Annotated in this window: 20 protein-coding genes; 9 read left to right on the top strand and 11 right to left on the bottom strand. The window is 39.3% G+C overall.

Translation table 11 applies throughout. From position 1 onward, the window contains the following. The first annotated feature begins 682 nt into the window (after positions 1-682). A complete protein-coding gene (gene gyrA, locus AC3CAU_RS11740) occupies positions 683-3,691 on the top strand; it encodes a DNA gyrase subunit A (RefSeq protein WP_447053417.1) in 3,009 nt (1,002 codons plus the stop codon). Between the two features lie 45 nt (positions 3,692-3,736). Here gyrA and AC3CAU_RS11745 read toward each other — a convergent pair whose 3' ends face one another. The 7 genes from AC3CAU_RS11745 to AC3CAU_RS11775 form a co-directional block, all read right to left on the bottom strand. Beyond that, a complete protein-coding gene (locus AC3CAU_RS11745; protein WP_447053416.1) occupies positions 3,737-3,970 on the bottom strand; it encodes a hypothetical protein in 234 nt (77 codons plus the stop codon). A gap of 125 nt (positions 3,971-4,095) precedes the next feature. After that, positions 4,096-4,659, bottom strand: a complete 564-nt coding sequence (locus AC3CAU_RS11750) for a hypothetical protein (RefSeq protein WP_447053415.1) — start codon at positions 4,657-4,659, stop codon at positions 4,096-4,098. Between the two features lie 208 nt (positions 4,660-4,867). Beyond that, the gene (gene gltP, locus AC3CAU_RS11755) at positions 4,868-6,163 is read right to left on the bottom strand and encodes a glutamate/aspartate:proton symporter GltP (RefSeq protein ID WP_447053414.1); all 1,296 of its coding nucleotides are present in this window, start codon (positions 6,161-6,163) and stop codon (positions 4,868-4,870) included. Between the two features lie 271 nt (positions 6,164-6,434). Next, positions 6,435-7,547: an ABC transporter permease gene (locus AC3CAU_RS11760; RefSeq protein ID WP_447053413.1), complete on the bottom strand. Its 1,113-nt coding sequence runs from the start codon at positions 7,545-7,547 to the stop codon at positions 6,435-6,437. Next, on the bottom strand, positions 7,544-8,674 hold the full coding sequence (locus AC3CAU_RS11765) for an ABC transporter permease (RefSeq protein ID WP_424619417.1): 1,131 nt from the start codon (positions 8,672-8,674) through the stop codon (positions 7,544-7,546). Before AC3CAU_RS11765 ends, AC3CAU_RS11760 begins: the two co-directional genes overlap by 4 nt. After that, complete coding sequence (locus tag AC3CAU_RS11770) at positions 8,674-9,834, bottom strand: HlyD family secretion protein (RefSeq protein ID WP_447053412.1); 1,161 nt, start codon at positions 9,832-9,834, stop codon at positions 8,674-8,676. Before AC3CAU_RS11770 ends, AC3CAU_RS11765 begins: the two co-directional genes overlap by 1 nt. A gap of 18 nt (positions 9,835-9,852) precedes the next feature. Next, a complete protein-coding gene (locus AC3CAU_RS11775) occupies positions 9,853-11,343 on the bottom strand; it encodes a TolC family protein (protein ID WP_131214938.1) in 1,491 nt (496 codons plus the stop codon). 704 nt (positions 11,344-12,047) lie between these two features. On the opposite strand from AC3CAU_RS11775, the gene serC reads away from it, so the two are divergent. Further along, positions 12,048-13,127, top strand: a complete 1,080-nt coding sequence (serC, locus tag AC3CAU_RS11780; protein ID WP_131214936.1) for a 3-phosphoserine/phosphohydroxythreonine transaminase — start codon at positions 12,048-12,050, stop codon at positions 13,125-13,127. A gap of 98 nt (positions 13,128-13,225) precedes the next feature. Here the strand turns inward: serC and AC3CAU_RS11785 are convergent, their stop codons facing one another. Both AC3CAU_RS11785 and AC3CAU_RS11790 read right to left on the bottom strand, forming a co-directional pair. Then, positions 13,226-13,366 (bottom strand): hypothetical protein, encoded by a 141-nt coding sequence (locus AC3CAU_RS11785; protein WP_165494019.1) that lies wholly within the window; start codon positions 13,364-13,366, stop codon positions 13,226-13,228. A gap of 413 nt (positions 13,367-13,779) precedes the next feature. Then, the gene (locus AC3CAU_RS11790; RefSeq protein WP_447053411.1) at positions 13,780-14,709 is read right to left on the bottom strand and encodes a hypothetical protein; all 930 of its coding nucleotides are present in this window, start codon (positions 14,707-14,709) and stop codon (positions 13,780-13,782) included. A gap of 278 nt (positions 14,710-14,987) precedes the next feature. On the opposite strand from AC3CAU_RS11790, the gene AC3CAU_RS11795 reads away from it, so the two are divergent. Next, the gene (locus AC3CAU_RS11795; RefSeq protein ID WP_067863637.1) at positions 14,988-15,458 is read left to right on the top strand and encodes a YaiI/YqxD family protein; all 471 of its coding nucleotides are present in this window, start codon (positions 14,988-14,990) and stop codon (positions 15,456-15,458) included. Between the two features lie 12 nt (positions 15,459-15,470). After that, a complete protein-coding gene (locus tag AC3CAU_RS11800; RefSeq protein WP_131214931.1) occupies positions 15,471-16,382 on the top strand; it encodes a DMT family transporter in 912 nt (303 codons plus the stop codon). 4 nt (positions 16,383-16,386) lie between these two features. On the opposite strand, the gene AC3CAU_RS11805 is transcribed toward AC3CAU_RS11800, so the two are convergent. Further along, positions 16,387-16,953, bottom strand: a complete 567-nt coding sequence (locus AC3CAU_RS11805) for a PilZ domain-containing protein (RefSeq protein ID WP_131214930.1) — start codon at positions 16,951-16,953, stop codon at positions 16,387-16,389. Positions 16,954-16,976: 23 nt separating this feature from the next. Here AC3CAU_RS11805 and AC3CAU_RS11810 point away from each other — a divergent pair, with 23 nt between their 5' ends. The 3 genes from AC3CAU_RS11810 to AC3CAU_RS11820 all read left to right on the top strand — a co-directional run bounded on the left by AC3CAU_RS11810 (position 16,977) and on the right by AC3CAU_RS11820 (position 21,400). Continuing rightward, positions 16,977-18,212: a lipoprotein-releasing ABC transporter permease subunit gene (locus AC3CAU_RS11810; protein ID WP_131214928.1), complete on the top strand. Its 1,236-nt coding sequence runs from the start codon at positions 16,977-16,979 to the stop codon at positions 18,210-18,212. Further along, positions 18,205-18,888 (top strand): lipoprotein-releasing ABC transporter ATP-binding protein LolD, encoded by a 684-nt coding sequence (lolD, locus tag AC3CAU_RS11815; protein ID WP_131214926.1) that lies wholly within the window; start codon positions 18,205-18,207, stop codon positions 18,886-18,888. Before AC3CAU_RS11810 ends, lolD begins: the two co-directional genes overlap by 8 nt. Positions 18,889-18,973: 85 nt before the next feature. Then, positions 18,974-21,400 (top strand): DNA internalization-related competence protein ComEC/Rec2, encoded by a 2,427-nt coding sequence (locus tag AC3CAU_RS11820; protein WP_447053410.1) that lies wholly within the window; start codon positions 18,974-18,976, stop codon positions 21,398-21,400. Here AC3CAU_RS11820 and AC3CAU_RS11825 read toward each other — a convergent pair. Further along, positions 21,397-22,353, bottom strand: a complete 957-nt coding sequence (locus AC3CAU_RS11825) for a lysophospholipid acyltransferase family protein (protein ID WP_447053409.1) — start codon at positions 22,351-22,353, stop codon at positions 21,397-21,399. The genes AC3CAU_RS11820 and AC3CAU_RS11825 overlap by 4 nt on opposite strands. A gap of 130 nt (positions 22,354-22,483) precedes the next feature. Between AC3CAU_RS11825 and sppA the strand changes: the two genes are divergently transcribed. Further along, a complete protein-coding gene (sppA, locus tag AC3CAU_RS11830; protein WP_424621924.1) occupies positions 22,484-23,509 on the top strand; it encodes a signal peptide peptidase SppA in 1,026 nt (341 codons plus the stop codon). Continuing rightward, positions 23,506-24,312 carry an alpha/beta fold hydrolase gene (locus AC3CAU_RS11835; protein WP_447053408.1) on the top strand — a complete coding sequence of 269 codons (807 nt, stop codon included), beginning with the start codon at positions 23,506-23,508 and terminating at the stop codon, positions 24,310-24,312. The genes sppA and AC3CAU_RS11835 overlap by 4 nt, the downstream gene beginning before the upstream one ends. Positions 24,313-24,383 lie beyond the last annotated feature (71 nt).

The raw sequence follows: 24,383 nt of genomic DNA on the forward strand, positions 1-24,383 counted from the left end.
TTGCGGATTACTGGTTAGTCGGTGACTTGAACGCGGTAATTCCTGAATTGGTTTCTAAAATCTAATTCCTGAGTTACGTTCAAAAAAACGCTCTTGGCTTCCAAGGGCGTTTTTTATTATTAAAATTTTCAACAAAATCATGGGTGATTAAGTCGACTGGGGGCTTAAACTAAATCATGAATGATTAAGCAAAAATTATTATTTTCAAAACTACCGAGCTCTTTCTTCAACCCATTTAATTTCTCTCATTAAGATAAAAATAAAGAAAGTAAAATATTTAAGAAATAAGTCTACCTTTAAACTTATGCTATTCCAATGTAATGAAAGGGATGTATTGATAGGTGACTCATCATTAATTTTCCATGAGGATAGATGAGTAGAAAGAACCCTGAAAGAGCACAAAATAAGGGACTAATGGACTGTCTTGATTTAAATTAAACAGTACGAAAAAATGAACTAATTCACATAAAAATCAGACAAATAAAAAAGATTAAAAAATAAACGATAAATTCAAGAAAATTAACAAGATTAAGAGGCTTGATAAGAGACAAAAACAACAGAATTTATGCTATAATTTACGGCTGTATTTAGACTTTAACTCAGCTTGTTTTGAGTTAATTTTTTGCTAGATTGATTATATAAAACGAGCAGTTCCAAATACTGTTTGTAATAAGGAGTATGCATGAGCCTATCGGAAATCCGACCGATTGCCATTGAGGATGAACTCAAAAGCTCATATCTCGACTATGCCATGAGTGTTATTGTTTCTCGTGCATTACCAGACGTGCGAGATGGCTTAAAACCGGTGCATCGTCGTGTGCTTTTCGCTATGCACGAGTTAGGCAATGACTACAACAAAGCGTATAAAAAGTCTGCCCGTGTGGTGGGTGACGTAATCGGTAAATATCACCCGCATGGTGACTCCGCTGTTTACGAAACCATTGTTCGTATGGCACAAGAATTTAGCTTGCGTTATCAATTGGTCGATGGTCAGGGTAACTTTGGTTCTGTGGATGGCGATAGCGCTGCGGCAATGCGTTATACCGAAGTACGTATGCGTAAGTTGACCCATGAACTTTTGGCTGACTTGGAAAAAGATACAGTCGAATGGGAAGACAACTACGACGGTTCTGAGCGTATTCCTCAAGTTATGCCGACCCGTGTACCCAACTTATTGATTAACGGTGTTACCGGTATTGCGGTGGGTATGGCGACCAATATGGCGCCGCACAACATGACTGAAGTTGTGAATGCCTGCCTAGCTTATGCCAATGATCCTAATATCAGCATCGAAGGTTTGATGCAGCATATTTCTGGTCCGGATTTCCCTACAGGCGGTATTATTTACGGCAAATCGGGTATTGTGGATGCTTACCGTACCGGTAAAGGCCGTTTGCATATTCGTGGTAAATATCACTTCGAAGAAGATCCGAAGAATGGTCGTACCACCATCGTATTTACTGAAATTCCTTACCAAGTCAATAAAGCAAAAACCATTGAACGTATTGCTGAACTGGTTAAAGAGAAAAAACTTGAGGGAATCTCAGAACTTCGTGACGAGTCTGATAAAGACGGCATGCGTATTGCAATTGACCTGAAGCGTGGCGAAAACGCTGAAGTGATTGTAAATAACCTGTTCCAGAACACTCAACTTGAAAACTCTTTTAGCATCAACATGGTCTGCCTGGACAACGGTCAGCCGAAATTGATGAACTTAAAAGATATCATTGCAGCGTTTATCCGTCACCGTCAAGAAGTGGTCACACGTCGTACCATGTACGAGTTACGCAAAGCGCGTGAACGTGGTCATATCTTGGAAGGTTTGACGGTTGCTCTGGCAAATATTGATACCATTATCGAAACCATCAAAACTTCTGCCAATCCGGCTGAGGCGCGTGAGCGTTTACAAGCGGGTGAGTGGTCTGCTGGTGGTGTGGTTGCATTGCTTGAAAAAGCCGGTTCAGTTTCTGTACGTCCTGAAATTATTGAAGGCGAAGACCTGTCTAAGCCGTATGGGTTTGATGGTGGTATTTACCGTCTTTCACCAACGCAAGTCAATGCGATTATGGAATTACGTCTACATCGCTTAACCGGTCTTGAACAAGACAAGTTGCATGCTGAATATTCTGAAATTTTAGCGCAAATTGCTGAATATACTGCCATTTTGAATGACTTTAATTTGTTGATGAACGTCATTCGTGAAGAGTTGGCACTTATTATTCAGCAATATGGTGATGGACGTAAAACATCTATTGTTGAATCACGTATCGATTTCTCTCGTGAAGATTTAATTCCTGAAGAGCAAATGGTACTGACTGTTTCTAAAACAGGTTATGCGAAAACTCAACCATTATCTGATTATACTGCTCAGCGTCGTGGTGGTCGTGGTAAGTCTGCAACTTCAATGAAAACTGATGATTACATTCAGCACCTGATTGTGACATCGAACCATGCGACAGTTCTATGCTTTACCAATGTCGGTAAAGTTTATCGTCTGAAAGTATACGAAGTGCCACAAGCATCTCGTGGTGCAAAAGGTCGCCCAATGGTGAACTTGTTGCCGCTAGATGCCAATGAAACCATTACAGCAATTCTGCCTGTAATTGATGCACCGAAGAAGTTTAAAGACCGTCTAGTCGATTTCCAGGCATTTGTAAAAGCCAATGCTGCGAAACTTCAAGAAAATGAAGTCATCAATTCGCATTTTGCTGAACTTGAAGCTGCCTTAGCCGAGCTTGAAGATGGTGCAGATGACTTGTCTGATGCATTACGTATTCAATTGAAACAATTGGGTCTTGAGCTTTCTACGACTGATCTGGACGATGAAATCATTATTGATTTTGCACAGCAAGCTGAAGCAGTTCGTAAAAACTTCTATGTGTTTATGGCGACCGAGTACGGTACGATTAAACGGGTAGAGCTTGAACAGTTCTCGAATGTTCGTTCAAATGGTTTACGTGCGATTGAGCTGAATGGCGACGATACCTTAATTGGTGTTGCGATTACCGATGGCGAACAGCAAATCATGTTGTTCTCGAATGAAGGTAAAGCAATTCGTTTCGCAGAAACTGATGTTCGTTCAATGGGTCGTTCTGCTAAAGGTGTACGCGGTATGCGCGTGACCATCGGGGCAGCAGCGCTGCTTGAAGATGCGGAAGCTGAGGTGGATTCAGATGATGAAGATATTTCAGATTCGGCATTAATCAGCCGTATCGTATCACTGGTGGTTGTACCGGAAACTGGCGAAGTGTTGTGTGCATGTGCCAACGGTTACGGTAAACGTACCCCGGTGGGCGAATTCCCAACCAAAAAACGTGGTGGTAAAGGTGTGATTGCAATTAAAACATCTGAACGTAACGGTGAATTGGTCGGTGCAGTATCCATTGATGAAAGCAAAGAACTGATGTTGATTTCTGATGGTGGTACGATGGTTCGTACACGTGCTTCAGAAGTTGCTACCACAGGTCGTAATGCGCAAGGCGTTCGTCTAATCCGTTTAGGCAATGAAGAAGTCTTGGTTGGTGTTGTTTCAGTTGAAGCTGTTGAAGAAGAAGAGTTTATTGAAGAAGTTGAAGGCGAAGAAGTTATTGCCACTGAAGCTTTGATTGATTCTGAAACTTTGGTTGAGGATGAAACGATTGCTGATGAACCTGAAAATGAATCTGATTTAAGAGATTCTGACGAAGAATAAGTTTTGACTTAAAAAGAAGGACGCGTAAGCGTCCTTTTTTTTATGTTAGTCATTAGTTCCTTTACGTTTAAGATATCGAGATTTTGCAACTTTCTCCTTATATTCCTTGAGAAGTTTTGGATTTTTGGCTATTAATTCATCCATTTTTTTCTTGCCACCACAGTACTCTGGATGTTGTTTACGCAAGTCTTTAACTTTGACTCGTTTTTCACCATTGCTTTTTAATGAATAGATGAAAGAAGCGGAAGGATATTTTTTAATAGCTTCTTGTTTATACAAGGGAGTTGCAATATTAGTGAATAGGTAACTTGAATTATAGCTAATTATGTTATCTAGGATTTGTAAGGGAATTAAGATTACGGGACCTAAGATTTTATCTTTACCCCAAGGAACATGGGGTAAATCTAATTTAGTTTTTTTCCATTTTTTTCATCTAAGCAAAAGTAGCTGAAAACTTTTTGAGTTTCTGATGTTTGAATACCTAATTTATGACATTGATCTTTAGTGTAATCGGCAAAATGTTTTAAACAGATGTTGGTTGTTATGTCCGAAATCGTATCTGCTCCAATATTCTCAGTAACTAGAATCAGCTCTTCAAGGTCTTCTAGAAGACCAGATTGCACTGCTTTAGAGGATTTAAGGCAAGTTAAAATTTTCTCAACTTTAATGTCTTTAGAGCCTCTTCCGTTGACACTATCTTTTGAAACTCCTAATCCTGTAAATTTAGGTTCAGGAAAGTGAGAACATAATTCCGTGGCTTTATTTTCATCCTTATCTTTGAGTGCTTGCATTAATTCACTCATAAAAACTTTTTGAGTTTCTAATGCTGTTTGAACATACTTATTTGTTGACCAAGTTAAATAGTAACTATCAATGTAAAAGGGAGTGTCTTTTTCAAGTATCGGGTCAAAAAAGTCAATATCATTAGCACCAATAGGAATATTAAAATTTTCAAGAAATGTCGTCATTACTTATATACTCTTAAATTAAATAAATCTGATTAAAATATCATCAAATACAATTAATTAAGAGTGGTTATTTAATGATCACGTCATGTTGTGTCGTATAGTGTATTCTAATGTTGCTATTTTAAAGAACTGATAAATATTAATTTTAATTATGTTAATTAAATCATCAAAAAAGGAAGCCGAAGCTTCCTTTTTTGATTTTTATGAATTAGGCAGCCTGTTTCATTTCAATCTGATAATCTTTTTGTTTTTCAGCATCGAATTGACCTTCCCATTTACTGATCACAAGAACAGCCAACGAGTTACCAATCACATTTAAAACAGTACGTGCCATATCTAAAATACGGTCAATACCGGCAATAAATGCCAAACCTTCAAGTGGAATGCCAACACTACCCAATGTCGCCAACAGCACCACGAAAGACACGCCTGGAACACCGGCAATCCCTTTAGAAGTAATCATTAAGGTAAGAACCAAAATGATTTGCTGAGTCATACTCAAGTCAATACCGTAAAGTTGCGCAATAAAGATAGCCGCAATACTTTGATATAAGGTCGAACCATCCAGGTTAAATGAATAACCGATTGGAATCACGAAACTGGTAATCGACTTAGGTGCACCGTACGCTTCCATTTTTTCCATGATACGCGGTAAGACCGTTTCAGAACTGGCAGTGGAATAGGACAGAATCAGTTCATCTTTTAGAATTTTAATAATTTCCCAAATGCTGAAACCACAGAATTTAGCAACAAGTCCTAAAATGACAAAGATGAAGAAGAAAATAGCACCATAAACCAAAACAGCCAACTTCACTAATGGAAGAAGAGAGCTAAAACCAAAGTTTGCAACGGTTACCGAAATTAGGCCAAATACACCAAAAGGTGCAAACAGCATAATCATATGCGTCACTTTGAACATGGTTTCAGAAACTGCATGCAACACATCAATCAGTGGTTTTCTGGTCTCTTTAGCCAACGACCCCAAACCAATACCGAAGATCACAGAGAAGAAAATGATTGGCAGCATATGCCCATCAGTCAGTGATCCAAAAATATTGGAAGGAATTAAAGATAAAATGGTATTAACCAGACCATGAGAATGGCTACTCACTTCTTGTGTGGTTTGCTGATATTGAGAAATATCAGTTTGTGTCAAACTCGACATATCAATCCCGGCACCCGGCTGGAACACATTTGCTGCAACGAGACCAACAATAATTGCAACTGTGGTAATAATTTCAAAATAAACAATTGTTTTGAAACCGAGCTTACCTACATTTTGACCATGACTTGCATTGGCAATACCTAAAATCAGCATTGAAACTACAAGTGGAATGACAATCATTTTAATCAAATTAATAAAGATTGAACCCAAAGGACTCAGCAGATTATTAACCAGAGTTTCACGATATTCGGGAGAATAGTGTAGAAAAGAGCCTACAAGCACACCTAAAATGAGCGCAATAACGATTTGCCAAGCAAGACTAATCTTAATCTTCTTCATGCTAAGCCCTTAAAATTAAATATTTAAAGAAAAAAATGCTGTAATAACCCTGTCAACATCCTAAAGACATGTTAGTAGGAGCATGGGAATGAATCATATAAAAAATATTCATGGAATATGAATAAAGGGCTATTTTGCATTGATTGCCGCATGCAATCTAACATTTTTTCTTCACAATTCGCTCAATAGGCTAAAAAACTTTCAGTTTAAGTTGGAAATTCGATCTATTTGTTAAGTTTTATTTACTAATCTTATGCAATATAGCGCTAGATCATGATTTTTTATGGGCATAAGTCAGTCGGAAATATCCCCAAGCCAATAATATGGCTGCAACGGTCGCCAGATAAATCAGTTTAGGAATCACGATATTTAAAGGCACACCCATTTGGTTCAACTGAATAAACATTTGAATACCTTGGGTTGAGGGTAAAATATTTCCGAGCCATTGCATCCACTCGGGCATGGCTGAATGTGGCCATGCTGTGCCTGAGAGTAAAAACAGCGGAATAGACGTAAAGACAATTACATGGCCTGCGCGTTCCGGTATATCAAAATATGATGCAATCAGCATGGTTAGACCAATTACGCAACTGATAAAAATGAGTACGCCAATCAGCATACCGAAGAAATTTCCACCATGTGGATAATCATAAAGCCAAAAAGTAAAACCAAATAAATAGAAACAACCCAAGCAGCCAATAGTTAAAATGGCACTAAAGATCGCAAAAAATTCAGTCTTGCTGGGTCGCCAGTTTTGCAGTCGATAGCCTGCAATCAGCATACTTAAACCTAAAACAATGGTCTGATGAATAATTAAGGGGGCAATGGCGGGGAAAATATAACTGCCATAACCGGACATAGTGTTGAATAAGGGAATTTGATGTACGGAAAGCGCAGGGGTGAAATGCGAAATATTACCAAATTTTTGCACCTGTTCCGCAATCGCATTTTCGATGGAAGTAGCAAGCCCCAAACCAATCTGTTTGGTTCTTAAAAAATAGGCTGTGCTTAAATATAAGCCAACGCCTCCGACTTCTCCACGACGAACACTGTTGGATAAATTTTCTGGCAAAAGCAAAATACCATCTGCTTGCTGGGTTTTCACTATCATTTCCGCTTCAGCAAAATTACCTGTGACGGCCTTGATTTTCACATTCGGGCTTTTCGAAACTTCGCCAATGATTTTTGATGTGATCAGACTTTGTTCCTCATCCACAATCACAATTGGTAAGGACTCGGCATGTTCGGCTTTATAGGCGGTGGGATAGAAGAAGCTATACAAAATGACCGATAAAACCAAGGTGGTAAAGATCGAGCTATTACGCACAATATCTTTAAAGGTTTTGAAATAAAAGTATAGGAAGTCTTTGGTGCTATTTTTCATGCTTTAACTCCCTTTAAATATTTACTGAGGAAGAAATAGGCAGTACCAAAATAGAACAGACAATAAATAGCTAATACTGCAAGCGGTAATAAAGAAATAGATACAGGACTGCCAATCACCCATTGTTGCGTTTGTAATTTTGCATAAGGAGTGTAAGGAATAATATTGGCCCAGAATTGAGTAAACAGTGGCGCATTGTTTAAAGGTAAAGTGACTCCGGCAAAACTTAGGGAAGAGCCACCATATACTGCAATGAAACCGAAAGATTTGGCTAAGTCACGCGTGGCTAAAACTACCGTACTACTCATAAATGCATAAGCAGTATAAAAGAGAAACTGTCCGAGTAGAATGAGCCATAACTGACCTGCAACAAACCAGCCACGGATTTCAATCAGCCAGAACATCCATGCCCATGTCCATGCGGTAAAAATCAGCACATAGGTTAAATTTTTGGATAACAATGCCTTGAAAATACTGGACTGGTTGAGCCATTGTCCGGTGGTGTTTAATTTCAGCTCTTGTCCAACTGCAAAAGCCACACAGCAACACAGCAATAAATGCAAAATTGCAGGAATCATAAATGGTTCAAGGTAGAACTCGTAACTTAACCCCGGATTATATAAAGGGGATATCTTGACATGGGGTGTTGGGGCAGCCAGATAAGGAATTTTATTTTCCAGATAATTGTGTCCGGTAAAATCGGTCATTGCCTGTACGGTACTAACCAGCATCGCAGAGGAAATTGAATTCCCAACACTAAAATAGCTTTGATTGAAGGCAATACTGATTTCGGCATCTTTGGCTTGAACCAGTCGTTGTTCAGCCCCAGCCGGAATAGAAATATAGCCCCAAATTTTAGTTTGATTGAGTAGCTTTTCGATGTCATCGGGGCTTTGCGAAACGACTGCAACTTCTAAAGCGGTATTATGACTGACATATTTTTCAATATTTCGGCTGAGTTCACTTTGATCTTGGTCAATGATTGCAATCGGTAAATGTTCTGGCTTTCCTTGAGAAAACATACTGCTAAACAACACGATCATACATAAAGGGGCCAGTGTGACTAAGCACAAGTCCCATCTATTGTTCAGTAAATAGCGCAGTTCACGCAGCATGCCAGACCACATTATTTTGACTCTTTAATTTTAAACAGCACACTCATGCCCACTTTTAAATCTGCAATTGGTTGTACCGGAGTTAAATGAACTTTAAAGCTGCGAATGTCATATCCACCGGTTTGGCGCGTGGTTTTAATGGTGGCAAATTCACCTTCCGCATCTATGTTTTTAATTTTAAAAGTGGCAGTTTGATTTAAGGCCGGAATAAAACCGTCTATGGTTTTGCTTTTATAAATTTGGGCATATAGGTCTTCACGGACATTCACACTGATCCATAAATCATCATCCTGAATAATGCTGACGACAGGCACACCCATCGCCACCAATTCAGAGGCTTTGCCGTAGGTTTTAGATACGGTGCCATTAATTGGGGAAAGCAATTGGGTTTCAGCTTCCAAGGCATTGGCCTCGTTAACTGCCGCTTTGGCAATATCGACCTGGGCATTGGCTGAAGATTTTTGTTCAGGTGTGCTGCCACGTTTTGCACGTATGTATTGTTGATAGGCTGCTTCAGTCATTTGACTGGCTGAAACCGCTGCGGCCTGCATTTCATCACGACGCTGCCGGGAAATCACACCTTCTTTAAACAAAGTTGCTCCACGTTGATATGTGGTTTGAGCCAACGCCTGTTGCGCTTTCAGGCTTTGCCAGTTGGCATGCAATGTGTCAATATTTTCCTGTTGTGAACCACGGTCGGCTGTTGATTGCAGCGCTAAAGCAGATTGCAAAGAAGCCAGAGCTTGCTGTTTTTTTGCTTCAATTTCAGGGCTGAATAAACGTACCAGTTGCTGGCCCTTTTTAACTTTATCGCCATCATGCACATAAACCTCTTCAATACGGCTCGGCACTTTGGTACTGACATGAATGGTTTCCGCTTCAACCCGACCTTGCAGTTCAACTTGTTGCGGTTGATAGCTTTTCCATAAACCGAAAGCAATTAAGCCGAATAGTAGAATCAGAATGGTGATGCCGACAACTTTAATCACCGCTGACTTTTTTGTATTTAAGGTAGGATCTTCACTGGTCGGAGCTTGTTCTGAATAACTGAAAAATTCATGATCTACATGGCTTTGCTGTTCGACAGTTTTTTGCGTATCTGCGTTACTGCTTTGAGCTGAGGTATCTGTAGAGCTTCCGTCCGATGAGGTGTTTTCTACATCTTGATTCATATTTTTCCCCGGCAAAAATTAACGGATATAGTAAGTTTGAGCTTGATTGACATAGCTTTGGAATTGATTAATTGAGCCATGACTTTGTAATAAAGTTGCAAGTGACATCACATACTTATAAGCATTTAGCGCCATTTCACTTTTTAAACCGCTCAAAGTATTTTGTGCATCAATGACTTGGGTAGCCGTGCCCATATCTTCTTTAAAAGACAGGGTTTGAATACGCAGGCTTTCTTGAGCAGCTTTCATGTTTTGCTGTAGCAACTGATGACTTTGCTGTGCGGTAGTCACTTCGCTATACGATTTATAAATAATATTTTCAATTTCCTGCTTGCTGCGTTCCGTCATCAATTCAGAAGCATAGCGCTGTAATTCGGCAGCCTGAATATTTTTATTTTTATCGACCCCTGAAAACAGGTTGTAGCGTGCGACTACACCGACAATCCAGTTTTGCTTTTCATCCAGGCTGTATTCCCCAAAGGCAAAAAGATTGGGCTTTTTCGCTGCATTTTGGGCTTTGACATTGGCATTGGCCAGTTGGGTATCCATTTGCATTTTACGAATTAATGAAGATTGATCCTGATAAGTTTTCAGCAAGGTACTTAATGATTGGCTTTTTATAGAATTTACAAAGAGAGGGGTGCTGAGCTCCGTAATCTGGCTGCTTTGCAACAAATTATTCAGTTGAAAAAGACTCGATCTGAGACTGGCTTCTGCATTTTGATAGCTGCGTTCAGCATTGTTTTTTGCCACTTCAAACTGCATGCGCTGACCTTTGCTAATAAAACCTTGATTTTCCAGTTTTAGCGCATTGTTATAGTGGGTTTGCATGGCATCAAAATTGAAACGGCTTGAATCGAGTAATTGTTTTTGCAGTTGTGCATTGAAGTAAGCCTGAATCAGTTCAAAGCGTTGTATGTCTTGTTGTTGCTGAGTATTAAGCTGGCTGCGCTGTGCTTTAATACTGGCCACTTCCTTAGCGCTGGAAGTCATTCCACCGGTATAAAGCGGCATCAATACTGAAACTGTAGGGCGGATCACCTGATCTTCCAAAATCACATTGGCTGAATCGGGAAATAGACCCACGCCGCTATGAATGGTTTGATTAAGACCTTGTTTTAAAGGATCAGCTATTCCTGAAGGAAGGTTTTCTTGATTAATACGATCATTGATGCCTTGAGAGAGCGTTTGTTCCAGATTGTTTTTAAATGAATCGAGCGGAATATCCACTTCATTATGAAATGCATAAGCCCGTACATTTAAATCGACCCGTGGCAGCCCTAAACCTTTTACTGCTTCTGCTTCAAGTTTTGAAGCCTGTTGTAAGGCTAGATTGGCTTGAGTGCTATATGAATCCGTTAAAACCGATTGTTCAGCTTGTGCATAACTAATATTTTGAGCCAATACTGTTGTTGTATAAAAAGTCGAACTAGACAATAAAGTAATTTTAATCAGTATTTTGATGGTCTGGTCTATATTTTTTTGTGCCCATGTCAAATTCAGTAACATCGATTCAGCTCTCAACATTGTTGTAACAAATTATACATCGCTTGAAAATAAGATGTCTTTATCGTTAGTAACTGTATTGTTTAATATGCATTTGTATATTAAGCACTATTTATTTTTCAGATCAGAATGGTTTTTCACAATACTGCGATAAAAAATATAGTTATCGCATAAAAAGAAATCTAAATATAGACAAAATAGAGCGCTTTGAATTGATTTCTCGTCTTAGTGCTTTTAGTAAAGTCCTTCAAGTCCTCTATACATTATCAGTATCTTGAAATCTTAATAAAACATGCAAATCGACTTGGATTAATCAAGCATTTGTAAACTGGTCATGGGCAGCAGGTTGGATGAGCCAATTTGAAGATGATGCAATTGGGTTACATGCTCGACTGGTTAAGTGGTGACGCGTAAAGTTATCCTTTAGAAATCTTTAAATTGCCAAGAAGATTAATTTAATTTTTAGCTACATTTATTTATGTCGTGATTCTGAGTCCAGCTTTAATTGTTCGTAGAGTCAGGCATTTAATCGTGGGTGAAGTATTTATTAAGATCATTAAAACGAAAAGAACAACAGCTCTTTATTGAACTTTTGACTTTAAATGTCCGATAGCATTGAAATATTTTCAGGATAATTTACTGCAAGCACAGGCTATCTGTGGTTAAATGCCGTTATTTTATTGTGTTTCACTTTGAAAGGAAAAATCATGCGCGCGTACAATTTCTGTGCTGGTCCTGCTGCATTACCGACTGCCGTTTTAGAAAAAGCCCAAGCTGAAATGCTCGACTGGCATGGCAAAGGTCTTTCGATCATGGAAATGAGTCACCGTAGTAGTGACTATGTGGCTGTGGCAGAAAAAGCAGAAGCTGATTTACGCAAATTGATGAACATTCCAGAGAACTATAAAGTGTTGTTCTTGCAAGGCGGTGCTTCACTTCAATTTTCTGCAATTCCTTTAAACCTTTTAGGCAAAAATAATAAAGCAGATTATATCCATACCGGAATCTGGTCTGAAAAAGCGCTTAAAGAAGCACAACGCTATGGCGAGATCAATGTCGTTGAAGCGGGCACAACTATTAATGGTAAATTAGCGATTACGGATCAAAGCCAGTGGAACTTATCTGACGATGCGGCTTATGTGCATTATGCAGATAACGAAACCATCGGCGGTCTTCAGTTTTCAGGTATTCCTGAAGTAAAGGCACCATTGGTATCTGATTTATCTTCAAGCATTCTTTCTGCTCCGATTGATGTGTCTAAATTTGGTTTAATCTATGCAGGCGCGCAAAAGAATATTGGTCCTGCTGGCTTAACTCTAGTGATTATTCGTGAAGACTTGCTTGATCAAGCGAAAGCTGAAACCCCAAGTATCTTGAAGTATTCAGCGCAAGCGAAGAATGATTCTATGGTCAACACGCCATCAACCTATGCTTGGTATTTGTCTGGTTTGGTATTTGAATGGTTACTTGAAAATGGCGGAGTAGATGCCATGCATAAAGTAAATCTGGAGAAAGCTAAATTGCTTTATGGCTATATTGATTCAAGCGATTTTTATGCAAACCCTATTGCAGAACAAAACCGTTCCATCATGAATGTGCCATTCACTTTGGCAAATGCTGATCTAGATAAATTGTTCTTGAAAGAGGCTGAACAAAATCATCTTCTTAATTTGGCAGGTCACCGTTCAGTTGGGGGGATGCGGGCAAGTATTTATAACGCCGTACCTTTAGAAGGTGTACAAGCTTTAGTGAACTTTATGGATGACTTTGCAAAACGCAATGCTTAAGCCCTAAAGTTAAAAAAGCCCGTCACATGATGGGCTTTTTATTGATTAATTTTTTGTTGTTGAAACACGTCTGTTGAAAGTCAGATATTAAAATAAGCTTAAAGAATAAAGTGATGCAAAATATAGGCAGACATAAACATGCCTAACATAAAAAATAGACATGAAGTAGAGTCTAACTGGAAACGTTTTTCAAGTTGATGTTCAACTTGTTGTATATTTTCTTCTTGCACGATTTTCATGGAAAGCTCTATTCCGATTTATTTATCGTTAATTCCTATTTGTAATTTGCATTTTTAGCATAAAAATTTGATTAAATAAAGTACTAAATAAAAATATGTAATTAAAATATTTATTTTATCGACATAAATATCTCATTTATTTCTCACTTCTTATCAACCAAGACAAGAGGGGGATAAAAGTCTAGGAATTAATCACTAAAATATAATCGGGAGCGTATTTTTTCAAATATAAAAATTTGAATTTAAATTGTAGATAAGTATGCTTTAAATTGAATTCAAAAAGGTTAAATATAATATTGGACTGTGGGTAAACCTAAAATTAATTTGCAATGAAATAATAAGAAACTCATATAAAAACAGCAGCTAAATCGTAAGGGTAATCATCACAATATTAAGCTGCTGTTTAGAACTAATTATTTTTTAGAATAAATATTCACTTGAATCCACAGATTGCCTCGAATAAATTGACCAATCTGAAAATCTTTATCGGCCGCGTTCTTGGTTGCAATACGGATTAAAGTGGCTTCCTGATTTTCATCATGAATTAAGGCCACATCATAAAGAGTGTAGTCCTGATCCATAAAGGACATTGAGGTTTTACCGACAATATTACCTTGGAACCAGGCTTCATCTTCCTGTCCCATATTTTCGCCATAAAGATAGGCGACCATTTTGGAAAAATCGACCGTCACAGGTTCTTTGTCATCTTCCGATTTAGGTTCCCAAGCATCAATCTGTTCTTGTAAATTTGGTGGTGCAATGCCGTCATTGGCTGCTAAAATATCGTTTAAAGCACGGTGATGCTTGATTGAAGCAGGATCATCGACTACCAATTGTTCATGGTCCGAAACCGCTTCCAGTTCATAAGCCCAAGCATTTAACTGGGCCAGATAATTTTGACCTTTTTCATAGTGTGCATGGTTAACGCTATAGAGCGTATCAAAAGCATAAACAATGGTATTGTCACCCAAGTTTAAGCGTAAAACAGCCTGTGTATTTGATTTACAGCTAATGATTCGTTCAATTATGGCATCAACTTTATAGGGGCCTTCGAAACTTGGAAATGCAGTTTTCACAGCTTGTGGCTTGTTATTTTCAACTGCAATAACTTGATTTAATTGCACTGCTGCTTTTTTGGGTCCTTGAATTAGCCATACTGTTTCGTCCATGTCACATTCTTCGGCACATAAACCCATAGGCATAATGGGTGCATTTAACGCCAAACCAAGCCACTTCGGCACATCTGTAGTTGGATGGTCTGTCAGTAAATTCCAGTGTTCGACATGGCTGCCAAAGTTTTGATCTTCAATGGTGATAATTTCTGGTCTATTTTGATTTTTCATATTCACAATTGATGTTGGGTTATATTTGTATATTAAATCGAGGGTTATTTTGAAATTTCAAGTCATTTGACTAAATTTAACCATCAAATGATGAGAAATGGGTTAAATATCCAGTGAAAGAAAGCTCTGGAAATAGAAAAGAAGCTTAAAAATGAGTTTATCTTATTCAGCTTCACAGTGAGCAATTCACTAAATGGATTTATCCATCATTTTGTCACACGAATTTGTTAAACAATTTGTTAAACTAGATTTTAATATTTTTTTGCTATGGATGCTTTGTGCTGCCATTTAAACTTTGGGTCGATGCCGATGCATTACCTAAAATTCTACGTGAAGTCATTATTCGTGCTTCAGACCGTTATCAGTTAGAAGTCACTTTTGTCGCCAATCAAAATGTAGGCATCACGCCTTCAGTTCGAATCAATTCTATTCAGGTAATGAGTGGGGCAGATGCCGCTGATAAAGAAATCATAGATCGCATGAAAGAGCATGATATTGTGATGACTCAAGACATTCCACTTGCAGCGCTAGTGATTGAAAAGGGTGGTATTGCGATTCATCCACGCGGTGAGGTATATACCACGGCGAATGTCAAAGCGCGTCTGCATTTGCGCGATTTTATGGATTCATTACGCGGAGCAGGAGTCAACACAGGTGGGCCACCGCCAATTTCTGAACGTGATAAACGTGAATTTTCTAGCTCACTCGATCAAACCATCCAAAAACAAAAACGTAAAACTGCCCAATAAGCCGAGCTTGATATGCATTCTAAAGCCAATATTGTTTCAACCTATATTTTATTGGTGCTTATTTGGGCCACGACGCCATTAGCGATTGTCTGGAGTGTTTCAGATTTAAATAATCTGTGGGCATTAGCATTGAGGTTCCTGATTGCGTTACCCTTAGCATTCAGCTTGTTGCTATTACTCAAGGTGAAATTACCAACAGACAAAATTTCAGTCCACAGTTATATCGCCGGTGCCTGTAGTTTTATTGGATCGCAATTTTTTACCTATTTGGCAGCCGCATATTTAAGTTCAGGCATTATTGCTTTAATGTTCGGTTTGGCTCCCATCATGGCGGGCTTAATTGGACATTTTGGCTTTCAAATTCATTTGAACCGTTTGCAATGGGGAGGCATGTTCATTGCAGTAGCGGGATTAGCGATTATTTGCTTGGGTGGGAGTGATCATCATATCCAGCCGATAGGAATCGGGCTAATGTTGATCAGTGTATTTGTCTATTGCTCTTCAATTTATTGGGTCAAAAAAGTTAATGCACCGCTAGAACCTATGGCTCAAGCTACCGGTTCAATTTTGGTTTCTGCACTGTTTGCTCTGGGAATGTTGCCTTTTATCTGGCAGCATGCGCCTACACATATTCCCGATACCAAAGCCTTGGTGGGCCTGTTTTATGCAGTAATCATGGCCTCGGTAGTCGCCATGATCTGTTATTTTAAACTCATACAGAATATTAAGGCGACGACATTATCGCTGACGACTGTATTGACTCCAATGTTGGCACTGTTATTTGGTGCTTTATTAAATGATGAAAAATTATCAGTGATGATTTTTGTTGGGGCATTTGTCTTAATCTTTGGTTTATTTATCTACTTTTACCGTGACATTAAGGCGAGTCGAAACCTCGCCCATAAAATTAAATCTGATTCTTAAGTTATTAATCTTTATTTTTCAACGATACGCATTCAGACAGCTTCACCCGATCTTGTGGATGCAAGGTAATAAAATAGGCACCGGTACGGAATTTACCATTGTCTTCAGCTCGGCTGTAGGCAACTTGTGCTGTTGCCGCAATATGAAAGAAATTTTCAGGGTGGCTTAAGGTCACATGAACATAGGTTCCTTCCTGAATAGGTTGCTCATTAAAGAAACTGAAACCGGTTTCTGAAAAATTGACATTTTCCGGAATGGGTAACATGGATTGTACAATTGCATCGTACAAAGAACCGGTAATAAGGTTTAATTTTTGATTGAATAAGGATAAGATTCGAGCAATTTGTTGATCTCTTTCATTTAATTGTTCTAATTCGTAGTTTATTGCGTGATCAAATTGATCTAATTCTGCGAGTAGTAGAAAATAGCGTGGCAAAACAAAGTTAGGATCGTAAGGGTCATTAAGTGCGACATCATCAGAAATAATCTGATAATTAATTCGCAAGGCAGCATCTATACGCGACATAACGCGACGTTCAATGTTGCCGCTTTGATGCTGTGAATTTTCCATAATTATTCCTCGGACTAAATGGTATGTTTAAACCAATCTCGCTGTACATAGGGTTGAGATATACTCGCGCACGGCGTAGTAACCACTTTATTTCTTTTATTGCTCTGGTTTCTATGATCGGCCTCACATTAGGTGTAGCTGTACTCATTACGGTGTTATCCGTGATGAATGGTTTTGACCGAGAACTAAAAAACCGCGTCTTAGGAATGATACCTCAAGCTACTGTTTCTTCAACGCAAATTTTAACAAATTGGCCTGAACTTGCAAAAAAAGTTGAACAACACGAGCATGTCAAAGGCGTAGCCCCCTTCACCCAATTACAAGGGATGCTGACAGCACAAGGGCAAGTAGCTGGCATCATGGTCACAGGGATCGAACCTGAGTATGAAAAGAAAGTTTCGATCATTCAGGATCACATGATTGCAGGTAGTATTGATAGCCTGAAAAAAGGTGAATTTGGCATTGTGTTAGGTAAACAAATGACGGATTCGCTCGGTCTAGGCTTAAATGACAATATCACCTTGGTATTGCCTGAAGCAACGCCTTCCCCTGCCGGCGTAGTGCCACGTTTCAAGCGTTTTAAAATTGTCGGGATTTTTAGTATTGGGGCAGAAGTTGATTCAATGATGGGCTATATTGCCCTGAATGATGCTTCAACCTTGTTACGCTTACCCGATGGCGCGCAAGGTGTTCGTCTAAAACTGGATGATATCTTCCTTGCGCCAGAAGTTGCGGATGATATTGTCAAAGACTTGCCAAGCAATTTCTATGCATCGAACTGGACATTTACTCACGGTAATCTGTTTAGTGCCATTCAGATGGAAAAAGCCATGGTGAGCTTACTTTTATTCCTGATTGTTTTGGTTGCTGCATTTAACATCGTATCGTCACTGGTCATGGTAGTCACAGATAAAAAATCTGATATCGCGATTCTGCGTACCTTAGGTGCTTCACCTGCTACTATCACTCGAATTTTTATGGTGCAAGGAACCATCATTGGGGTAATTGGTACCGTATCTGGTGCCATTCTCGGAATTATCTTTGCCTCAAGTATTAGTAATGTGATTGGCTGGCTGAATACCACATTTGGTTTGAACTTGTTTGATGCCTATTTCATTAATTACTTGCCGTCTTATTTACGTTGGCAAGATGTGGTGGTGATTGTGTGTCTATCCTTGCTTTTAAGCTTCCTTGCAACGATTTATCCAGCTTTCCGTGCTGCGAAAACACAACCTGCAGAGGCCTTACGTTATGAGTAATATTGTCCTCGAAGCGAAAAATATCTCGAAAAGTTTTACTGATGGAAAAACTACGGTTGAAGTGATTAAAGACTTGTCTTTACAAGTTAAAGCGGGTGAATTTGTTTCGATTGTGGGTTCGAGCGGTTCAGGTAAAAGTACCTTGTTACATGTGTTAGGTGGCCTAGACTGCCCAACACAAGGACAGGTGTTTTTAAATGACAAACGCTTTGATACTTTAGGCGAAGCTGAACGTGGTTATTTACGTAATCAGCATTTGGGTTTTGTTTATCAATTCCATCACCTATTGCCTGAATTTACCGCATTGGAAAATGTTGCAATGCCGCTGATGCTGCGCGCAGGAACGACCTACAAACAATCTAAAGAGCAGGCAGAATACTTGCTGAATCGTGTAGGATTGTCGCATCGGATGACGCATAAACCGGGCGAGTTGTCTGGTGGTGAACGTCAACGTGTGGCTTTGGCGCGTGCTTTGGTGGCGAAGCCTGAACTGATGCTGGCCGATGAACCAACTGGTAACTTGGACCGTAAAACCGCAGTGAAAATTTTTGAACTGCTCAGTGAATTACGTAGCGAGTTTAATATGGCAATGCTGATTGTGACCCATGATGAACAACTGGCTCAAGCCGGTGATTCTATTTTGCATATGCAAGATGGAGTGTGGATTGATGGCTAGACGCTGATCGAGAAGTTTAAAAAATGATTGAAGCTCACTGCGGTGGGCTTTATTATTGCGCAAAATAAAAAATATTATAAAAATAATGATTCAACTAATCTGTTTGGGATGGGTAATCGGTATTGCGACGATGGGAAAAACTTTCCCGATCTTACAGTCGTTGCTGAGTCCATGTATTGCACTTTTTATTCTGTCTTGGTTTTTAAAACTGACTGTTTTAAAGCAGGTTCATTCTTTGTGGTTCAAATTTTTACAGCTCTGTATAGGCTTCAGCCTAGGTGTTACGCTGGGCTATAACTATGCTGATTATCAATTGACTGACAGGTTACAGTTTCGAGAAAAGCGGCCTGAACAAATTGAAGTGGTTGTTCATGTTAAAAAACTGAATGAATGGGGGGCACAATCCATTCAGCAAAAAATACAGGTACTGAATCGACATGCTGAAGTGGTGCAGTGGCAGGGGTTTTTAAAAAATGAAATAAATTCTGATCCGCGATCTGGACTTGAACTGGGTCAATATTATCGCTTGCAAGGAAAAATTCTGCCAGCGCATAGTTATGCAACTCACGGTGTCTTTGATCAAGAACAATGGTATCTCCAGCAAAATATTATGTCTGGTTTTAAAGTTACATCGATACACAAACTGACAGAACAAGACATTTCTGCTTTGGGTTATGGCGGATATGTAAGGCAGCAACATTCTTTTTCAAATCAAATCCAGCTGTGGATGGAACAGCAACGTTTAGCGCTACGTAATTTTATTCAGAAACAACCGCTGCAACATAAAGGGCTACTTCTAGCATTGTTAACAGGGGATAAAAGTTTGCTCCTGCCGGAAACTGAACACTTATTTCAGCGTTTTGGCATGAGTCATTTACTGGCCATATCAGGGCCGCATGTGTTGATTTTTGCTTTACTCTTCTGCTGGACCTTACATCAACTCATTTGTCGATATGGTCCGCAAGTTTATTTAAAGTGGCCGAAACAATACTTTTTGATTATGCCGTTTTGTATTTGCGTCCTGCTGTATTGCGCTTTTGTCGGTTTTGAAATTCCTGCATTAAGAACCTTGCTCACCTGTTTATTGATGAGTGGATTTATCCTTTTAAAACAAAAAATTCAACCCTTAAGTATTTTGCTGTTTAGTGCCTCTATTCTATTAATCTTTGATCCCTTTAGTATTTTATCTGCTGCTTTCTGGTTGTCCTATGGCGCATGTTTTGTGCTTTTACGTATTCATCAAACCGTGCAGCAGCAAAGTCATGTAGAGAAAGTCAAAACCAAGACTGAAATAATCAAAATCCAACTTAAAATTCTAATTGAATCACAATGGAAAATATTTTTGGCATTATTTCCATTAATGCTGATTTTCTTTAAACAGGTGGCATGGATTACTCCACTCAGTAATTTATTTGCCATTCCCTGGATTGGTATTGTGATTGTTCCCTTAGATGTGATCGCGGCGTTGTGTTATTTCATTTTTGAGCCTTTGGGAAGTCTGATTTTTCAAATCAATAATGGGTGTCTCTCAGTTCTGCTTATCTTCATGCAAGGGCTAGATCAAATTTTTTCACCTGCATTACAACCGATTGCCATGAGTTTTTGGATGTTGCTGAGCTTATGTCTGGGTTTGCTGATTCTGTTTTTACCGCGCGGAACGGTGCCAAAAACCTGGTCGATATTATGCTTTGTGCCTTTAATAATGATCGATTCCAATAAGAATGAGTTTGAATTAACGGTATTGGATGTTGGTCAAGGTCAAGCGATTTTTGTCCGCGATCAGAATCAGACAATGATGGTGGATATGGGGGGAAGTTTTGATGAGGAGAAATTCAGTGTGGGTAAGCAAATCATTTTGCCATTTTTATCGGTCAATGGAGTTAGTGAGTTGAAGCAACTGATTTTGACCCATTTAGATCAGGATCATAAAGGTGGTTATGAATCGGTCAAATATGATTTGCCTATCAACCAGGTCTATTCAAATGAACAGGTTGAAGTCGCAGATTCCAGTCAGTTTGATTATTGTCATCAAGGTCAAAAGTGGCAATGGAGTGATCGAGTGAAAATAACCATTTTGTCACCCAAAACAGAACAGTTGAACAATGCCAAAGATGAAAGAAATGAGATGTCCTGTGTCGTTTATTTACAGGTAGCAAATGCACAACCTTATCAAAATTTTCTACTAATGGGAGATGCCGGTTGGCCAACAGAATATCAGATTTTACAGCAGTATCCTGATTTAAAAGTCGATGTCTTGGTTTTGGGACACCATGGTAGCCGGCATAGTTCAGCCTATCACTTTTTAAAGCAATTAAATCCAAAATTGGTGATTGCATCGGCAGGTTTTAATAACCGGTATGGACATCCCAGTTCAGTGGTTGAGTCGCGTTTAAAAGAATTAAAAATTCCGTTATTAACTACTGTAGACCAAGGCAGTATTCGATTTTCAACACATAAAAATATTATGGCTACTGAGGTTGAACGTGATTCACGGCGATGGTTAAAGCGTTAAACTATTTCAGCTTGAATTGCTTTCGCTCGAACTTCAGCAACCACTTCTAATGCTTCATCTGTTTTCAAATGATAAACCTTGTCTAGTTCTGGGTTGGCTTTAAAGCGCTTATAACTCCAATGATAATGTTCTGGGTAACGACGAATTAAATTTTCGATGGCTTCGAAAATAACACCGGTACCCTCATTGGCATTGCCTTGATAAATACGTTCATCGATAGGCTCAATATGCATATCAAAACCGTGATCGTTATTACGAAGGGCATAGAGAAATAAAGTTTTAGCTTTGGTTTTTTGAATCAGTTTGGCACTTAAATTACTGGTCGCCAGAGGAATCCCAAAATAAGAAATCATATCTCCACCCACATTCGGAGTGTGATCTGGCAGAATCACCGTAGTACCGCCTTGTTTTAACGCTTTAAAAATTTGTCTTACCCCCGATTCATCGGTAGGCACCAAATTGGCTTGTTCACGACTGCGGGCTTCACGGACAAACTGGTCGGCAGATTCATTTTTGACCGGTTTATACAGAATGGTCATTTGTGTGAATTGAGCCAAGTAGGCATTCATGATTTCCCATGTGCCAAAATGCGGAACAATCAGTACCAGGCCTTCAGGTGCTTTAAGCGCCTGTTGAAGTATCTGCTCACCGCTAATTGAATGAATACGTGCAATATTTTTATGGTTGTCTGCACCCCAAATACTAAAAAATTCGAAATATGAAGTCAGTTCATTATGAATTGCTTTTGGAATGATTTCTTCATGTTGCGCGGCGGTCAATTCCGGTAAAGCAATTTGAAGATTAAGACGAATCGTATCTGAGGTTTTTGACATTTTTAAAAAATTGACGAGCCCAGCTAACATTCGAGCGATAAATCTAGAAATTTGAATCGGTTGTCGACTGAGGAATTTCAGTAGGCGGTATGTTGTATCCGTTGGAGTATGATCAGTCATTGCCTATCGTCAATGTATATAAAGAGTCAAAAAGAGCAAATATTATAGGCGAAAATGGATGGTTTAGGCAGATTTCTCTGATGCAGTGTATATAATGAGTTCAATTTAACTGATCCTTGGATTATTTTGTATGTCCGATTGGCCACCAAAACCAGAAAATGAAATTCAGAATACGCCACATAATTCTCAAAACATAACTGGCAAAGAATGGCATATTTTAGAAAAAGCCGTTTTAGCTTCTGTAGAAGAGCAGCGCCGTGCACGTCGCTGGAGCATCTTTTTTAAATTGTTAACTTTCGCTTATATCCTTTTTGTTTTAGTGGTCATGGCAAAAAGTTGTAGTACCTCATCTAGCGATCCAACTGCAACGACAAGTTCGCATATTGCGGTAGTGGATATTATCGGCACCATTGCTGCAGACAAGCAGAGTGTCAATAGCACAGATACGGTTAAAGCACTAAAGAAAGCCTTTGAAAACAAACAAAGTAAAGCTGTGGTTTTAAATATTAACTCGCCTGGCGGATCGCCGGTTCAGTCCGATGAAATCTGGCAAGAAATCCAGTATTTGAAAAAATCGCATGCTGATAAAAAGCTCTATGCCGTAATTGGTGATACGGGTGCTTCAGGTGCATATTACATCGCCTCAGCTGCTGATGAAATTATTGTGAATCCCTCTAGTCTGGTCGGGTCTATTGGCGTGATTATGCCGAACTATGGTGTAAATGGCTTAATGCAGAAGCTGGGGGTAGAAGACCGCACCATGACTTCAGGTGAAAACAAAGCTTTGCTTTCCATGACTCAGCCGGTTGATGCTGCACAAAAAGCACATGTGCAAGGTGTACTTGATAATGTCCATGATCATTTTATCAATGCAGTGAAACAGGGGCGTGGTAAGAAACTGAAATCTCAAGATCCGGCAATATTCTCTGGTTTATTCTGGACTGGTGAACAAGCGGTAAAATTGGGGATTGCAGACCGTATCGGCAGTCTTAATACGCTGAAGCGCGAATTGAAACTGGAAAAAGCCGTGAATTATACCATTGAATATAGTCCTTTTGATTCTGTACTTGGACGGATGGGAAGTTCTATTGGGCAGGGATTCGCAAGCTCACTTTCACAACAAGTGCAATCTGAACAAGCGACGAAGTTACAATGAAACCATTGATCCATTTTGCGCACGCCAATGGCGTGCCATCAAAAGTTTATCAAAAGCTGTTTGATTTGCTGAAAGATGAATACGATGTTATTTATGTACCTTTGCTGGGGCCAGACAAGCGTTATCCAATTGATAACCATTGGAAAAGTCTGACTCAGCAAGTGATTGACAGTATTGTCCGTCAAGCTAAAGGCCGTCCCGTAATCGGTTTGGGACATTCTTTGGGTTCTGTACTGACCTTTCAGGCAGCATTAAAGCGCCCTGAGCTGTTTAATCAGGTGATTATGCTTGATCCACCAATGATCATGGGCAAAGAGGCTTTTGCATTACATATTGCGAAGCTGTTTAAGCTCAAAGCATTGGACAAAATGTCTCCTGCAGGTTTGTCCAAGCGCCGTCGCGATCATTGGCCATCTCGTGAACAGGCCGCAGAACTATTAAGGCCAAAAGGGTTTTATCAGGACTTTGAAGCAGCCTGTTTTCAGGCTTATATTGATCATGCCTTGCAGGATGATCCATTGCGTGGTGGTGTAGAGCTGACCATTCCGAAAATGGATGAGGTAGAGATTTTTAGAACCAATCCCTCTCTTTGGTGGTTGCCACAAGTTAAGCCACAGGTGCCTGTGCATTTAGTGGTAGCTGAGGAAGGGCCTTTTTTAGCACGTAAGTTCCCACAACAAGTTCAGAAGAAATTCGATATTCCTTTTGAAGTATTTAAAGGTGGACATATGTTCCCGTTGGAGCATCCGGTTGAAGTGGTTAAATCGGTTAAAGAGCTCATTAAGTCACAACAGGCTAATTAAAAGACTTTTAGTTGAGTTACCAGTGCCTTAAATTTCTTCCTAGGAAGGAATGAGTAAGTAGTAATCACAGT

Source organism: Acinetobacter sp. GG23 (assembly GCF_057766365.1).